Source organism: Streptomyces sp. NPDC048565 (assembly GCF_040650935.1).
Lineage (GTDB): Bacteria > Actinomycetota > Actinomycetes > Streptomycetales > Streptomycetaceae > Streptomyces.
Map to the genome: position 1 here is coordinate 125,901 of NZ_JBEZIH010000021.1, position 15,571 is coordinate 141,471.

Sequence of the window (15,571 nt, forward strand, 5' to 3'; positions counted from 1 at the left end):
GAGTTTTGTTTCGTAGGGAGCCGTACGCATGGACCGTGACACCACACTCGCCGATGGCGGTGCCTACGAGGTGCTCCGGCGGCGGCTCTCGGCGCAGGCCGATGAGCTCGTCCGGCGGGCCGAAGCGCTCAATGTCCGGCGGACCGAGGAGTTCGGGTCGACCGGGCTGCGGCTGCTGGCCACCGAGCAGGTGCACACCGAGCGTGCCTCGCTGGCCCGGGACCTCGTGGCCGTCGGCGGCCGGCTGCTGTTCGGCTTCGAGCGCGGGCCCGGGGTCGGCGGGGAGCCCGGGGTCGGGGACGTCCTCGTCCTGCGGGAGGCGGGACTGGACGAGGTGGCGGGCGAAGGGCCTTTGGCCGACGAGGCGTTCGTACGGGAGTTCGCGGGCCTGCACCGCTACTTCCGCGATGCCCGGCTGCTGCGTCTGCGGAAGGTCAACGGCCGGCTGATCGCCGTGTTCCGCACCGGGGAGAACGCCGAGGACGTCCGCGTCCTGCGGTGGGCCCTCGGCGCCGACGGGACGCCCGGAGAGTTCCTGGACGCGCGGGGCGAGAAGGACCATGTCCTCCCGCCCTCGCACGACTTCGACTGGACCCCGGCGGGCCGGGACACCCACAGGACCGGCCGGCACCCGCACATCGCGGTGGCCGACGGCGCGCTCTTCGTCGACACCCTCGGCGGGACGCTCACCGTCAAGACCGAGGACGACACCGAGACTCCCGACGGGATCTACGAGGAGCCGGTCGACGAGCCGCTGCAGTCCCTGGCGGACGCCGACGTCGAGTACGCGACGGCGGGCCCCCTGGTCCTGCTGCGGGTGCGTCCGTACAAGGAGGAGGCCTGGCGCCACCTGGTCTTCAACACGCTGCTGGGCCGGGTCCAGCGCCTCGACGCGATCGGGCCTTCCTGCCACCGGCTGCCCGAGGACCAGGGGATCATCTTCCCCGGCGGCTACTACCTGACGACCGGCGCGGCCAAGACCTTCGACACCGCCGAGGAGCTGACCGACCCGGTCTTCGAGGGCGCGGTCCGCTCGCCCAACGGCGAGGACGTGCTGTACGTCTTCCGCTCCCGCGACGAGAGCCGCACCCTGCTCCTGCCGTACAACCTGATCCGCCAGGAGGTCGCCACCCCGCTCATCGGCCGGGGCCACGCGCTGCTCGACGACGGCACCCTCGTGCTGCTGAAGGGCGGCGACCACGGGCCCGCCCGTGTGCACCCCCTTCAGCGCTGGCAGACCCCGTACGTCTCCGACACCCACGCCGCCTCGCACCCCGCAGGCACGGGTCCGCTCGCCCGGACCGGCAACGCCGACCTGGTGCGCGGGATCTCCGACTGCCTCGCCCTGGCACACGGCGTACGCGACATGACGCCGACCACCGCCGTGTACGCCCGGCTCGTCACCGACTGCGCCAGGGCCGGCGACCGCTACCACTGGCTCACCGACCCGGACCTGGGCGGACTCGCCGAGCCCCTGACGGAGATCGGGGCCACCGCGGGCCAGGTCCTGGCCGAGTTCGAGACGGTGCAGGAGCTGACCCGGCAGGCCGCCGACGCCCTGGACGGGACGGCCGCCCGGCTCACCGCCCTGGTCCGCCGCATCCGGGGAGAGGCCCCGCGCTCGGCCGCCGCATGGGTCGGCCAGCTCACCGAACTCCGGCGCGCCCACGGCCATCTGGCGACGCTCGCCGAGATGCGGTACGCCGACACCGAGCGGATCGCCACACTGTCCGCAGAGGCCGAGGACGACCTGGCGTCGGCCGCGCGGCGTGCCGTCTCCTTCCTGGCCCGCGAGGACTCCTTCACCGGCTACCACGAGGAGCTCGCCGCCCTCACCACCACCGCCGACGCTCTGACGGCCGTCGCGGACGCCTCGGAGGTGGGCGACCGGCTGACGGAGATCACCGAGGGCCTGGCGACCGTCACGGACGTGGTGACCGGTCTTGACATCGGGGACGCCACGGTCCGTACGTCGATCCTGGAGCGGATCGCCGGGGTGCTGGGGGATGCCAACCGGGCCCGCGCCACCCTCGACGCCCGCCGCAGGGAGCTGCTGTCCCAGGAGGGCCGGGCCGAGTTCGCCGCCGAGTTCGCGCTGCTCGGACAGGCCGTGACGGGGGCGCTGGCCGCCGCCGAAACCCCGGAGTCCTGCGACGAGCAGCTGGCGCGGCTGCTGCTCCAGCTGGAGAACCTGGAGTCCAGGTTCTCGGAGTCCGACGACTTCCTCGGCCGGCTGGCCGAGCGCAGGACCGAGGTCCACGAGGCGTTCTCGGCCAGGCGGCAGACCCTTCAGGACGCCCGCGCCCGGCGGGCCGAGCGGCTCGCGGACTCGGCCGCCCGGGTGCTGGAGACGGTGGACCGCCGCCTGGCCACCCTGGAGGACCTGGACGCCGTCCACACGTACTTCGCCTCCGACCCGATGGTCGCCAAGGTCAGGCGCACCGCCGATGAGCTGCGTAAGCTGGGCGACCCGGTGCGCGCCGATGAGCTGGACGGCCGGCTGAAGGCGGCCCGTCAGGAGGCCGGCCGGGCGCTCAGGGACCGCGGTGAGCTGTACGCGGACGGCGGCACCGTCCTCAAGCTGGGCCGCCACAGGTTCGCGGTGAACACCCAGCCCTTCGACCTGACCCTGGTCCCGCACGGCGACCGGCTCGCCTTCGCGCTGACCGGCACCGACTACCGTGCCCCGGTCACCGACCCTGGGTTCGCGGCGACCCGCCCGTACTGGGACCGGCTGCTGCCCTCCGAGTCGGGGGACGTCTACCGCGCCGAGCACCTGGCCGCCCGGCTGCTCGACGAGCACGGCGCCGACGCCCTGGCCGGCGCCCCCGACCTGGCCGCGCTCGTCCGGGAGGCGGCAGCGGCGGCGTACGACGAGGGCCATCAGCGGGGTGTGCACGACGAGGACGCCACCGCGATCCTGACCGTCCTGCTGCGGCTGCACGCCGGGGCCGGGCTCCTGCGGTACGGACCCGGCGTACGGGCCGCCGCGCAGCTGTTCTGGGCGCACGAGGCCGACGACGCCCTGCGCACGTCCTGGCAGCGCCGTGCCGTGTCGCTGGCGCGGGCCCGTGACACCTTCGGGCTCGCCCCGGCGATCGCCGTCCTCCAGGAGGAGTGGGCGGAGGTCATGGGGGCGGAGGCAGCGGTCGCCGGGTATCTCTTCGAGGAGCTGACGAGCGGCCCGGCCGGCTTCGTCACCAGCGCCGCGACCCGTACCTTCCTGGAGAAGTTCCGCCGGGCGACCGGTACTTCGGCGTACGACGACGACCTGGCCGCACTCCGCGACGACCTGCCCGCCCGGCGCCAGCTGGTCGAGGGCTGGCTCGGCCCGTACGCCGACGCGTCCGGCACGGAGACCGACGCCGGGGACCTGGCGGAGGCCGTCGCCGTGGAGCTCTGCCCAGGCCTCGATCGGTACGACCGGGACGCCCCGCTCGGCGCGACGGTGGAGGGGCTGCTCGGCGACCACCCTCGCATCGAGAGGGGGACGCTGACGGTCCGGCTGGACGAATTCCTCGCCCGTACGGCCCGGTTCCGCGCCGAGGCCGTGCCCGGCTTCCGGGCCTACCAGCGGCTGCGCACCGAGCTGGTCGACTCCGAGCGCGCCCGGCTTCGGCTGGACGACCACCGTCCGCGCGTGATGTCGGCGTTCATCCGCAACCAGCTCCTGGACGAGGTGTATCTGCCGCTGATCGGTGACAGCCTCGCCAAGCAGCTCGGCACCGCCGACGCGGACCGGCGCACCGACTCGCAGGGCCTGCTGCTGCTCGTCTCCCCGCCGGGCTACGGCAAGACGACGCTCATGGAGTACGTCGCCGACCGGCTCGGCATGGTCCTGGTGAAGGTCAGCGGGCCCAACCTCGGCCACGACGTGACCTCGCTGGACCCGGCGCAGGCGCGCGGAGCGACCGCACGCCGCGAGATCGAGAAGATCAACTTCGCGCTCGAGTCGGGCAACAACACCCTGCTCTACCTGGACGACATCCAGCACACCTCGCCGGAACTGCTCCAGAAGTTCATTCCGCTCTGCGACGCGACCCGTCGTGTCGAGGGGGTGAAGGACGGCGAGCCGCGCAGCTACGACCTGCGGGGCAAGCGGTTCGCGGTGGTCATGGCGGGCAATCCGTACACCGAGTCGGGGGACCGGTTCAGGATTCCGGACATGCTCGCCAACCGGGCCGACGTATGGAATCTCGGTGAGGTGCTCAGCGGCCGGGAGGACGTCTTCGCGCTCAGCTTCGTCGAGAACGCCCTGACCGCCAACCCGGTCCTCGCCCCGCTCGCAGGCCGCTCGCGCGCCGACCTGGCGCTGCTCGTGCGCATGGCGTCAGGTTCGGGGCTCGCGGTGCGGGCCGACCAGCTGGAGCACGCCTACGCCCCGGCGGAGCTGGAGAGGATCGTGTCGGTGCTGCGCCATCTGCTCACCGCACGCGAGACGGTCCTCGCGGTGAACGCCGCGTACATCGCCTCCGCGGCGCAGAGCGACGCGGCGCGCACCGAGCCGCCGTTCAGGCTCCAGGGCTCGTACCGCAACATGAACAAGATCGTCGAGCGGATCGTGCCCGTCATGAACGAGGCCGAGCTGTCCGCCGTCGTCGACGACCACTACGCGGGCGAGGCGCAGACCCTCACCACGGGCGCCGAGTCGAATCTGCTGAAGCTGGCCGCCCTGCGGGGCACGCTCACCCCGGCACAGGCGGAGCGCTGGTCGGCGGTCACCGCCGCCCACGTCCGTACGCAGGCCATCGGCGGCGCGGAAGGCGACCCCGCCGCCCGCGCGGTCGGTGCGCTCGGGCTGCTCGCGGACCGGCTCGCGGCGGTCGAGGCGGCCATCGAGCGGGCCGCGGGCCCGCACCGGGCGGACGCGCACCCACGTCCCCGTCACGCGATGATCACCGACACGCCCGACTGAACCGGGGGGAGCAAGGCATGCTGGGTTCCGTGACCTCACTTCCTCAACAGCCCCAACGCTCAGCGAGCAGTGGCCACATGGTGGTCTGCGGTGACGACACCCTCGCCCGCCGGCTCGCCGTGGAACTGCGCTACGTGTACGGGGAGCGGGTCACGCTCCTGGTCCCGCCGGGCCGGGAGCCCAGCAGGCCGGACCAGCCGCTGACCCAACGGGCCCGTGCCGGGGCCCTGTTCGGGCGGATGTCGGCGGCGATGAACCGCCACGGGGGCACGGGGAACGGCTCGGGCGACACGAACGCCGGCGTCGAGGCCGTCCGCATCATGGAGGCCCACGAGCCCTCCGACGAGGTGCTGGAGGAGGCTGGAGCCGACCGGGCCGCGGCGCTCGCCCTCGTCTACGACGACGACGAGCTCAACATCCGGGCCGCCCTGACGGCTCGTCGGCTCAATCCGCGCCTGCGCCTGGTCATCCGGCTCTACAACCGCAAGCTGGGCCAGCACCTGGAGACGCTGCTCGACCAGGCGGCCGCCGTCTCCATGCCCGGACTCGACCCGGCCGCACTGGACGCCTCCACCACCGTCCTGTCCGACGCCGACACCGCAGCGCCCGCCCTGGCCGCCACCGCGCTGCCCGGCAGCAACAAGGTCATCCAGGCCGAGGGCCTGCTCCTGCGCGCCGTCGAACGCAACCCACCGCGCCCGGGCGAGCTCGCCGACCCCGGTCTGTGCACCCTGGCCCTGCTCTCCTCCACCAGCCAGGACCCGGCCGGCAGCGAGGGCTCCGACAGCAGCGGCGACGAGGGCCCCCAGCTCCTGCCCGACCGGGCGACGGTGAACGCCGCCACGGGCCGGGGCACCGTCGTCCTGGAGGCCATCAGCCAGGTGGGGCCCGACCAGGGGCCCGCCCGCATGGGAGGCAGGGGCGCACCGCTGGGCAAGGTCTTCTCACGGCGGCTGCGCTGGTCGGCGCTGGGCGTCGCGGCGTCCGTGCTCGCGCTGGCCGTCACCTCGGTGATCACCACGGGTGACAGCCCTCTGCACGCCGCCTATCTGACCCTGCTCGATCTGCTGGCGATGGGTGACCCTGCGGTCGAGGACACCGACACGACGTCCCGCCAGGTCATCCAGCTGCTCTCCGGTGTGGCCGGGCTTCTGCTGCTGCCCCTGCTGGTCGCTGCCGTCCTGGAGGCGTTCGGCTCACTGCGTACCGCGTCGTCCTTGCGCCGCCCGCCGCGCGGCCTGTCCGGCCATGTGGTCCTGCTGGGGCTCGGCAAGATCGGTACGAGGGTGCTGGTGCGCCTCCGTGAGCTGGACATCCCGGTGGTGGTCGTCGAGGAGGACCCGGAGGCGCGCGGCATCCCGCTGGCCCGCAGCCTGCACGTCCCGACGGTGCTCGGCGATGTGACCCAGGAGGGCGTTCTGGAGGCGGCCAAGATCCGCCGGGCCCGCGCGCTGCTCGCTCTGACCAGCATCGACACGACGAACCTCGAAGCCGTGCTCTACGCCCGCTCGCTCAAGCCCGGCCTGCGGGTGGCGCTGCGCCTGTACGACGACGAGTTCGCCACGGCCGTCTACCGCACCCTGCGCACGGCACACCCGCAGGCGCTGACCCGCTCCCGCTCGGTGTCCCATCTGGCCGCGCCCTCGTTCGCGGTCGCCATGATGGGCCGGCAGATCCTGGGCGCGGTCCCGGTGGAGCGCAAGGTGATGCTCTTCGCCGCGCTGGAGGTGGCGGGGCACCCCCATCTGGAGGGCAGGACCGTCGACCAGGCGTTCCGGGCGGGCGCCTGGCGGGTGCTGGCCCTGGACGCCACCCCGCCCGCGGACCGCCTCCCGGACCTGGCGGCCGTACCGCCGTTCGACCCCCTCGCCCCGGCCGCCCAGAGCACCCCCGACCGGCCATCGGGACTGGTCTGGGATCTACACCCGGGCTATGTGCTCCAGCCCCAGGACCGGGTGGTGATCGCCGCGACGCGGCGCGGTCTGGCCGAACTGCTGCGCGGCCAGCGCTACGCGGCCCATCGCTGAGCCGGGGCCCGCCCCTCCCGGGCGGCCCGCCGCCGAGCCGGGGCCCGCCCGGGAGAGCCCTCAGCCGATGAGGGTCTCCTTCGGGCGGACCACGCAGAACTCGTTGCCCTCCGGATCGGCCAGCACCGTCCACGACTCGTCGCCGGTCTGACCGACGTCCGCCTCACGGGCGCCGAGCGCGAAGAGGCGCTCGATCTCGGCGTCCCGGTCCTCCGCGGCGGACGTCAGGTCGAGGTGCAGGCGGTTCTTGACGACCTTGCGATCCGTCACCGGCATGAAGCAGATACCCACCGGTGAGGTCTCGTCCGGCCCGATCACCACCTCACGCTCCCGCTCGGACAGGATGCGCCAGCGCAGTGCTTCGGCCCAGAACCGGGACAGGGCGGGGAGGTCGTGGGCGTCGATGACGATGTGATGCAGCGAGACGGGCATGGCGCCCAGTGTGCCCGGGGCCGCACGGACCCACTATCGAATTGTCCCCATCGCGTCCCGCACCTCCTGGAGCGTCGCCTCGGCCACCGCGTTCGCCCGTTCGTTGCCGGCCCGCAGCACGTCCCGTACGTACCCCAGGTCCTGGGCGTACTCGGCCCGCCGGGCGCGGATCGGGGCCATCGTCGCGTTGACGGCCTCGGTCACGGTCCGTTTGAGGCCGGCCGCACCACTGCTCCCGATCTCCTCCGCGACCTCGTGCGGGTCGCGGTCGAGGCAGAGCGCGGCCAGCAGCACCAGGCTCGACACTCCGGGCCGCAGCTCGGGGTCGTAGGTGATGTGCCGTTCGGCGTCGGTCGTGGCGCCCTTGATCAGCCGGGCGGTCTCGTCGGCGTCGGCGCCCAGAGCGATGGAGTTGCCGCGGCTCTTGCTCATCTTGGTGGCGTCGGTGCCGAGCAGCAGGGGCGCGGCCGAGAGCAGTGCGTCGGGCTCGGGGAAGACGTCGCCGTACCTCTCGTTGAAGCGCCGGGCGACGGTGCGGGTGAGCTCCAGGTGCGGCAGCTGGTCCTGGCCGACGGGCACGAGGTTGCCCTTGCAGAACAGGATGTCGGCGGCCTGGTGCACCGGGTAGGTGTACATGAGGCCGCTGACCGCGGACTGCCGGGAGTGCGCGATCTCATCCTTCACTGTGGGGTTGCGGCCGAGCTCCGCGACGGACACGAGGGACAGGAAGGGCAGCAGCAGCTGGTTGAGGGCGGGGACCGCGCTGTGGTTGAAGACCGTGGTGCGGGACGGGTCGATCCCGATGGCGAGATAGTCCAGGAGCAGCCCCTCCACATGCTCGGTGAGCCGCTCGGCGACATCACGGTCGGTGAGGACCTGGTAGTCGGCGATCAGCACGAAGACGTCCACGCCGAGGTCCTGGAGGCGCACCCGGTTGTGGAGGGTGCCGAAATAGTGCCCGAGGTGAAGGGCGCCGGTGGGCCGGTCCCCGGTGAGGACACGGAAGCGTCCGGGGTCCAGGGCGAGCTGCTGTTCGAGTTCGGCGCTGCGACGCACGGCGGGGCTGACGGACAGGTCGTCGGTGATGGTCACGGGGGGTCTCCTCGCTGGTGGTGTACGCGTGGAGGACGGCCCGTCACGGGGCGGCGAGGCAGCGAAAAGGGCCGTCCGAAGATCGAACGGCCCTTGGTTCCGTGCAGAGGGAGTGGCCGCTCCTAGGAGGAGCGCCACCAGTTTCGGCACGTAACGGAGGTCATGGGGCGAGTGTAGCGTGCACCGGCCCGCGCGGGGCAGAGCGTTTCCGCTGCCTGCCGCCTACTTGTCGCCGCCCACGTAGAACAGCAGCATGACGAACCCGGCGAACATGTGCGTCGCGAAGATGTAGACGAAGACGCGCAGGGCGACGCTGCGTTCCTTCCAGCTCTCGCTCTCGCTCATCAGGGCCTCCTCCGTCCGGCTGCCGCCGTGGCGCCGCCTTCCAGGGTACGCAGAGCCCCGGTGGACAGCTGTCCCGGAGTGGGTGGAATAGAGAGAGGGGGTGCTCCGTTGTAGGGTGTGTTCACATAGTTCAACGTTCAACCATTGGCTCGATCGGCTTGCTCGATCAGTTCGCTCAATCAGTAGGAGGCGGGCCCCATGCAGTTCGGGATCTTCACCGTCGGGGATGTCACCACCGACCCCACGACCGGTAGGACACCCAGCGAGAACGATCGGATCAAGGCGACCCTCGCGATCGCGCTCAAGGCCGAGGAAGTGGGCCTGGACGTCTTCGCGACCGGCGAGCACCACAACCCGCCGTTCGTCCCGTCCTCCCCGACGACCACGCTCGGCTACATCGCGGCCCGCACCGAGAAGCTGATCCTCTCCACGTCCACCACGCTGATCACCACCAACGACCCGGTGAAGATCGCCGAGGACTACGCCACCCTCCAGCACCTGGCCGACGGCCGTGTCGACCTGATGATGGGCCGCGGCAACACCGGCCCGGTCTACCCCTGGTTCGGCAAGGACATCCGTCAGGGCATTCCGCTGGCGATCGAGAACTACGCGCTGCTGCACAAGCTGTGGCGCGAGGACGTCGTCGACTGGGAGGGGAAGTTCCGCACCCCGCTGCAGTCCTTCACCGCGACCCCGCGCCCGCTGGACGGCGTCCCGCCGTTCGTCTGGCACGGCTCGATCCGCTCGCCGGAGATCGCCGAGCAGGCGGCGTACTACGGCGACGGCTTCTTCCACAACAACATCTTCTGGCCCATGGAGCACACGAGGAAGATGGTCGACCTCTACCGGCGCCGTTACGCCCACTACGGGCACGGCACCGCGGAGCAGGCGATCGTGGGCCTCGGCGGCCAGGTGTTCATGCGGAAGAACTCGCAGGACGCCGTGCGGGAGTTCCGCCCGTACTTCGACAACGCGCCGGTCTACGGGCACGGGCCTTCGCTGGAGGACTTCACCCAGCAGACCCCGCTGACCGTCGGCTCCCCGCAGGAGGTCATCGACCGGACCCTGTCCTTCCGCGAGGACGTCGGTGACTACCAGCGCCAGCTGTTCCTGATGGACCACGCGGGACTGCCGCTGAAGACGGTCCTGGAGCAGCTCGACATCCTGGGCGAGGAGGTCGTGCCCGTGCTGCGCAAGGAGTTCGCCCGCCTGCGCCCGGCCGGAGTGCCGGACGCCCCCGTCCACCCCGCGGTCGCCGCCGCCCGCGCCGCCGCCACAGCCCCCGAGGAGCTCCGATGACCGTGCCCGCCACCGCCCCGCTGAGGATCGTCGCCGTCGCGGCCGGACTCAGCAGCCCCTCGTCGACCCGGCTGCTGGCCGACCGGCTCGCCGAGGCCGCCCGCGAGAGGCTGGCCGCCGAGCAGGACCGCCGGGTCGAGATCCAGGTCGTCGAGCTGCGTGATCTCGCGGTCGACATAGCCGGCCACCTGGTCAGCGGCTTCCCGCCGGCCGGCCTGAAGAAGGCGATCGACGCGGTGACCGGGGCCGACGGGCTGATCGCGGTGACGCCCGTCTTCACCGCCTCGTACAGCGGACTGTTCAAGTCCTTCTTCGACCTGATCGACAACACCGCGCTGACCGGCAAGCCGGTCGTCATCGCGGCGACCGGCGGAACCCCCCGGCACTCGCTGGTCCTGGAGCACGCCATGCGCCCGCTCTTCGCCTATCTGCGGGCCGTCACCCTGCCGACCTCCGTGTACGCGGCCTCGGAGGACTGGGGCTCGGCCGGGGACGAGTACACCGAGGGCCTGCCCTCCCGCATCCGGCGCGCGGGGGGCGAGCTCGCCGCCGCCGTCACGGGACGGACCGTCTCCGGCGCCTCCAGGGCGCTGGCGCTCGACGACGGCGAGGACGCGGTCGTGCCCTTCGCGCAGCAGCTCGCCGCTCTGCGGGTCGGCTGACCACGGCGTCGGGGCCTGCGGGGCTGCCCGCAAGGCCCGCAAGGCCCCCAAGGCCCGCGATGCCTGCCTTGACTACAGTTGCAGCCTGTATGCCGTACCTGTTGAACACGCGTTGAGCACACTGGAGGCAGACATGGGCAGGATCGTCGTGGGTGTCGACGGATCGGACCCGTCGATCAAGGCGCTGCGCTGGGCCGTGCGCCAGGCCGAACTGACCGGCGACACCGTCGAGGCCGTCAACAGCTGGGAGTACCCCGCGACCAGCTGGGGGTCCATGATGCCGGGCGTGCCGGAGGACTTCGACCCCCAGGCGGTGGCGACCAGCGCGCTCACCGAGGCACTGGAGGAGGCACTCGGCGTCGACGGGGCCGCGGCCGTCGAGAAGATCGTCGTGATCGGCAATCCCGCCCAGTCCCTGCTGGAACGCGCCAAGGGCGCGAATCTGCTGGTCGTCGGCGCCCGTGGCTACAGCGGCTTCAAGGCGACGCTGCTCGGCTCGGTCAGCCTCCATGTCGCCCAGCACGCGAGCTGCCCGGTCACCGTCGTCCGCGACTGACGCCCATCCGACTGACGCCCATCCGACAGACGCCCCCCGACTGGCGCCCTCCACACCCGGCCGGAACGGGCGGGCCCCGACGCACGGGGACCCGCCCATCAGCTCGTCGCGCGTGGCCCTCGCTCGTGGCCCTCGCTCGTGGGCGTCGCGCGCCGGGTCAGAGGGCGACGACGTCGGCCACGACGCAGGACACGTTGTCCGGGGCGCCCGCGTCACCAGCCAGGTCGACCAGAGCGCGTACGGCCGCGTCAGGACCGTCCGCCGCGATGACCGTGCGGGTCACGTCTGCCTCGTCGACGACCGCCGACAGCCCGTCCGAGCAGAGCAGATAGCGGTCGCCCGGCACGGTGTCGTGCAGCCGGACCTCCGGGCCGGCCGCCGGCTCCCGGGGGTCGCCGCCCAAGGCTCGGAGCAGCATCGCGCGCTGCGGGTGCGAGACCGCCTCCTCCTCGGTGAGCGAGCCGTCGTCGATCATCGACTGCACCAGGGTGTGGTCATGGGTGATCCGGAACAGCTCGCCGCCACGCAGTACGTAGGCCCGGGAGTCCCCGATGTGCACCAGGCCCAGCCGTTCGCCGGTCCACACCAGGGCCGTGAGCGTGGTCCCCGACTCCGCCGGTACGCCGTCACCGCCCACCGCGTCGTGCACCGCCCGCGCACTGGACTCCGCCGCTTCGTGCAGGGCGCTGAGCAGATCCGCCGCGTCCACCGCGCCGCGCGCTGCCGGCTTCAGCGCCTCCACGGCCGCCGCGCTCGCCCCGGCACCGCCCACCCCGAAGCCGTCGGCCACCGCGAGCAGCCGTGCCCCTGCGTACGCCGTGTCCTGCTGGGAGGCGCGTACCGCCCCCGGGTGGGCCAGTGCCGCATAACGGATGCCCAGGGTGGCCGGCCCCCGGCCGGTCTTGTTGCCGTTCGACATTCCGGCGTTCTCCTTCGCTGACAGATGGTCGACGAGGAAGGCCGCGAGCTCCCGGCGGGCGGCCGTCTCGGCCTCCGTCCTCGCCCAGTAGGCGCGGACCTCCGCCGCGGCCGCGCCGTCGTCGAGCGCCACCACCTCGGCGATCCGGGCGAGCGGCATCCCGATCCGGCGCAGCCACGCCACGAGCCGTGCCGTCTCCGCCTGCGTACGGGCGTAGTAGCGGTAGCCGTTCACCGGATCGACCAGGGCGGGGCGAAGCAGCCCCAGCTCGTCGTACCGGCGCAGGGCCTTCGCCGAGAGCCGGGACAGCCGGGCGAACTCCCCGATCGTCACCAGCCCCGCGTGCCCGGACGCCCCGCCTTCGCGCTCCACCACAGCCCCCTCCTCGCGCCGGACGGATGCGCCCGGCCCCGCCGATGCTGAGGCTTCCCCCACCGGGAACGTCAACCGCCGGCCGCTCCGGGGTCATTCCTCGCGGGTGTAGTACACGTAGAACATCGTGAGGAGCATCCCCGCGCCGACCACCAGGCCGATGAACCCCGACATCAGCACGCTCTTGCCGTTCAGGCTGGACAGATAGCCGACCGCGCCGCCGGTCAGCGCCCCGATCGCCGCGGCGCGCAGTTCGCGCGGCAGGGCCTTCCGGATCCGTACGAACGCGTAGCAGAGCACGGCGAAGCCCACGCCGGAGATGACACCGAGCCAGATCTGGCCGTTGGTCGTCCTTCCGCCGTCCCGGTTGATGAAGAAGGCCCAGAAGCCGAGGATCACGCCCAGCACCAGGGGCACCGCCCAGGAGAGCGCGCTGTGCCCCTGCCGGGCGGGGGTACGCGCAGGTGTTCGCCGGTGCGTCGGCATCGTCGCGTGTGTGGCCATGGTGCACAGCCCCTTCCGTCGCCCCCGGTGGTCCATCGTCGGGTCTCCTCCAGCGCACACCCGGCAGGGCCGCCCGGCAACTCGAATGGCGTACGGCCCGGAGCGCCCCGCCACCGCAGGGGATTGGCTGGTGCTGTGCGGACCTCTCTCTCAGCGGCGCTGTCGGCGGTACTCCTCGTCCTGCTCGCTGTCCTGGTCCCGCTGAGCGCGCTGTCCGCCTGGGTCGATCTGGAGCTCGACGACACCGACCGGTATCTCGCCGCCGTCTCCCCGCTGGCCTCCGACGACGATGTGCGGGACACCGTGGCCGCACGGGTCACGGACGAGGCGATGAAGAACATCGACGTGGGACCGCTCCAGGACACCGTCGAGCAGTTCCTGCACGAGACCGCCCTGTCGTTCACCACGACCGAGGCCTTCCAGCGGGCCTGGGACGGCGCGAACCGGAAGGCGCAGCAGGCCGTCACCGCCTCCCTGCACGGGGACGACGGGCAGGCGGTGACCATCGATCTGGCTCCGGTGATCGAGGAGGTCAAGAAGCAACTCGTCGACAGCCGGGTACCGTTCGCCGACCGGATCCCGGTCCGGGAGACCACCATCACCGTGCTGTCCGCGGACCGCGCCGACGACCTGCGGAACTCGTTCCAGTGGCTCAGGTACTGGAGCGTCTGGCCGACCGTGGGGACGGCGGTGCTCCTCGTCCTGGTTCTGGGTCTCACCCTCGTACGCGGCGGCCCCCGGGCCGGCCTGACGGCCACGGCCGTGGCAGGCGGCGGCCTCGCCCTCGGCGCGGCCCTGCTGTGGATCGCGGTCGCCGCCGGCCGCGAAAGGGTGCTCGGTCAGGTGCCGGGAACCGACCGGGACGGGGCCGCCGCGGTGTACGACGCGCTGACCGCGTCCCTGCGGACGACGGTGTGGGCCGTACTGATCGTGGGGGCGGTCCTGGTGGTCGGGGGCCTGGTGGGCAGGGTGCTGGTGGGACGGGTCGCGGGGGCCCGGGGCGGGTAGGGCCCCGGTGTGAGCAGCAGCGTCGCAAGGTCAGCCGTGGAGGCCCGTCCCCGGCCGCGCGGGCGGTGGCGCACCGTGGCCGGCGGCTGTGCGGCGCTCGCGCTGTGCTGCACCACGGTCGTGCTCGGCTTCCGCGCCGCGGACGCCGACGGCCCCACGCCGCTGCCCCAGGCCCTCGCCTTCCTCCCCTGGCTGCTCGCCCCCGGCGCCGTCGCCCTCGCGCTGGCCGGCGCCGCCCGGTGGCGCACGGGCATGGTCTGGGCGGCCGTGGTCCTCGCGGCCACCTGCTGGTACGCCAGGCCCTACGGTCCCGGCGATACAGGCGCGCACGGGCCGGTCCTGGCCGAGCTGCGCGTGCTGACCTCCAACGTGGAGTTCGGCGGCGCCACCGATGCGCTGATCAACGCGGTCCGGCGCGAAAGCCCCGGACTCGTCTTCGTCCAGGAGTGCGATCCGCGCTGCGCCGACGCACTCGCCGCGCGGATCCCGGAGGCCGAATACCCCTACCGCAATGTCGTCCGCCTCGACGGTTCACGCGGGTCGGCCCTGCTCAGCCGGTATCCGCTGCGGACCGCCGAACCGGTCGAGGCGACCATGGCGATGCCGGGCTCGGTGGCCTCCGTCGCCGGGAAGGACATCCGGCTCCAGCTCGCGCACCCGCTGCCGCCCGTGCCGGGCGGCGTCGGAGCGTGGCGGGACGAGCTCGGCAGGATCAGGGACTTCGCGGCCGGGACGAAGGGCGGTCCTGTCCTGCTCGCGGGCGACTTCAACGCCTCCCAGGACCATGCCGCCTTCCGCGCGGTCCTCGACGCGGGCGCGCTCCACGACAGTGCACGGGTCGCGGGGAAGGCCCGTACGTACAGCTGGCCCGCCGACCGGCCCACTCCTCTGCGCACCCAGATCGATCATGTCCTGGTCAGCGACGACTTCTCCGTACGGTCCGCCCGCTTCCTGGATCTGAGCGGCACGGACCACCGTGCCCTGCTCGTCGAGCTGTCCCTCCACGGCCGCTGATACGCCCGCGGAGCGGGTCTACCCGCCCTGGTGGCCCTGGAGGCGTTCCATCTCGCGGCGGTCGCGCTTGGTCGGGCGGCCCGCGCCCCGGTCGCGGACCGGGACCTGGACGGCCACCTCGCGCGGCGGCGGGGGCGGGCTGTTGTCGACGAAGCACTCGGCCGCGACCGGCGGGCCGACCCGCTTCTTCACGATCTTGGAGACGACCACGATCCGGTCCCGGCCCGCGTGCCGCAGCCGCACCTCGTCGCCCGTACGCAGGGCCTGGGCGGGCTTCGCACGCTCGCCGTTGACCCGCACATGCCCCGCACGGCAGGCGGCAGCCGCCTGCGAGCGCGTCTTCGTCAGCCGGACCGCCCAGACCCAGGCATCGACCCGGACGCTTCCCTCCGCCTGCGGCGCCTCACCGGAAACCATGCGTACGAC

Annotated in this window: 13 protein-coding genes; 7 read left to right on the forward strand and 6 right to left on the reverse strand. The window is 72.7% G+C overall.

What is annotated here, in order from left to right:
- Positions 1–28 precede the first annotated feature (28 nt).
- Both AB0C75_RS24535 and AB0C75_RS24540 read left to right on the forward strand, forming a co-directional pair.
- Positions 29–4,915, forward strand: coding sequence for a DNA repair ATPase (locus AB0C75_RS24535; protein WP_362893842.1), 4,887 nt, complete (start codon positions 29–31; stop codon positions 4,913–4,915).
- Between the two features lie 17 nt (positions 4,916–4,932).
- Entirely contained in the window at positions 4,933–6,942 is a 2,010-nt protein-coding gene (locus tag AB0C75_RS24540; protein WP_362893843.1) for an NAD-binding protein, read from the forward strand.
- 60 nt (positions 6,943–7,002) lie between these two features.
- On the opposite strand, the gene AB0C75_RS24545 is transcribed toward AB0C75_RS24540, so the two are convergent.
- The 3 genes from AB0C75_RS24545 to AB0C75_RS24555 form a co-directional block, all read right to left on the reverse strand.
- Complete coding sequence (locus AB0C75_RS24545; protein WP_362893844.1) at positions 7,003–7,374, reverse strand: VOC family protein; 372 nt, start codon at positions 7,372–7,374, stop codon at positions 7,003–7,005.
- Between the two features lie 33 nt (positions 7,375–7,407).
- The gene (trpS, locus tag AB0C75_RS24550; protein WP_362893845.1) at positions 7,408–8,466 is read right to left on the reverse strand and encodes a tryptophan--tRNA ligase; all 1,059 of its coding nucleotides are present in this window, start codon (positions 8,464–8,466) and stop codon (positions 7,408–7,410) included.
- Positions 8,467–8,688: 222 nt separating this feature from the next.
- Positions 8,689–8,811, reverse strand: coding sequence for a DUF6126 family protein (locus AB0C75_RS24555; protein ID WP_362893846.1), 123 nt, complete (start codon positions 8,809–8,811; stop codon positions 8,689–8,691).
- Positions 8,812–9,009: 198 nt separating this feature from the next.
- On the opposite strand from AB0C75_RS24555, the gene AB0C75_RS24560 reads away from it, so the two are divergent.
- The 3 genes from AB0C75_RS24560 to AB0C75_RS24570 all read left to right on the forward strand — a co-directional run bounded on the left by AB0C75_RS24560 (position 9,010) and on the right by AB0C75_RS24570 (position 11,328).
- Positions 9,010–10,110 (forward strand): LLM class flavin-dependent oxidoreductase, encoded by a 1,101-nt coding sequence (locus AB0C75_RS24560; protein WP_362893847.1) that lies wholly within the window; start codon positions 9,010–9,012, stop codon positions 10,108–10,110.
- A gap of 2 nt (positions 10,111–10,112) precedes the next feature.
- Positions 10,113–10,772 carry an FMN reductase gene (locus AB0C75_RS24565; RefSeq protein ID WP_362893869.1) on the forward strand — a complete coding sequence of 220 codons (660 nt, stop codon included), beginning with the start codon at positions 10,113–10,115 and terminating at the stop codon, positions 10,770–10,772.
- A gap of 133 nt (positions 10,773–10,905) precedes the next feature.
- Complete coding sequence (locus AB0C75_RS24570) at positions 10,906–11,328, forward strand: universal stress protein (RefSeq protein ID WP_362893848.1); 423 nt, start codon at positions 10,906–10,908, stop codon at positions 11,326–11,328.
- 157 nt (positions 11,329–11,485) lie between these two features.
- On the opposite strand, the gene AB0C75_RS24575 is transcribed toward AB0C75_RS24570, so the two are convergent.
- Both AB0C75_RS24575 and AB0C75_RS24580 read right to left on the reverse strand, forming a co-directional pair.
- Positions 11,486–12,619 carry a MerR family transcriptional regulator gene (locus AB0C75_RS24575; RefSeq protein ID WP_362893870.1) on the reverse strand — a complete coding sequence of 378 codons (1,134 nt, stop codon included), beginning with the start codon at positions 12,617–12,619 and terminating at the stop codon, positions 11,486–11,488.
- 93 nt (positions 12,620–12,712) lie between these two features.
- A complete protein-coding gene (locus AB0C75_RS24580) occupies positions 12,713–13,123 on the reverse strand; it encodes a hypothetical protein (protein WP_362893849.1) in 411 nt (136 codons plus the stop codon).
- A 135-nt stretch (positions 13,124–13,258) separates the two neighbouring features.
- On the opposite strand from AB0C75_RS24580, the gene AB0C75_RS24585 reads away from it, so the two are divergent.
- A complete protein-coding gene (locus tag AB0C75_RS24585; protein ID WP_362893850.1) occupies positions 13,259–14,131 on the forward strand; it encodes a hypothetical protein in 873 nt (290 codons plus the stop codon).
- 9 nt (positions 14,132–14,140) lie between these two features.
- On the forward strand, positions 14,141–15,145 hold the full coding sequence (locus AB0C75_RS24590; protein WP_362893851.1) for an endonuclease/exonuclease/phosphatase family protein: 1,005 nt from the start codon (positions 14,141–14,143) through the stop codon (positions 15,143–15,145).
- An 18-nt stretch (positions 15,146–15,163) separates the two neighbouring features.
- Here AB0C75_RS24590 and AB0C75_RS24595 read toward each other — a convergent pair whose 3' ends face one another.
- The gene (locus AB0C75_RS24595; protein ID WP_362893852.1) at positions 15,164–15,562 is read right to left on the reverse strand and encodes an RNA-binding S4 domain-containing protein; all 399 of its coding nucleotides are present in this window, start codon (positions 15,560–15,562) and stop codon (positions 15,164–15,166) included.
- Positions 15,563–15,571: the final 9 nt, after the last annotated feature.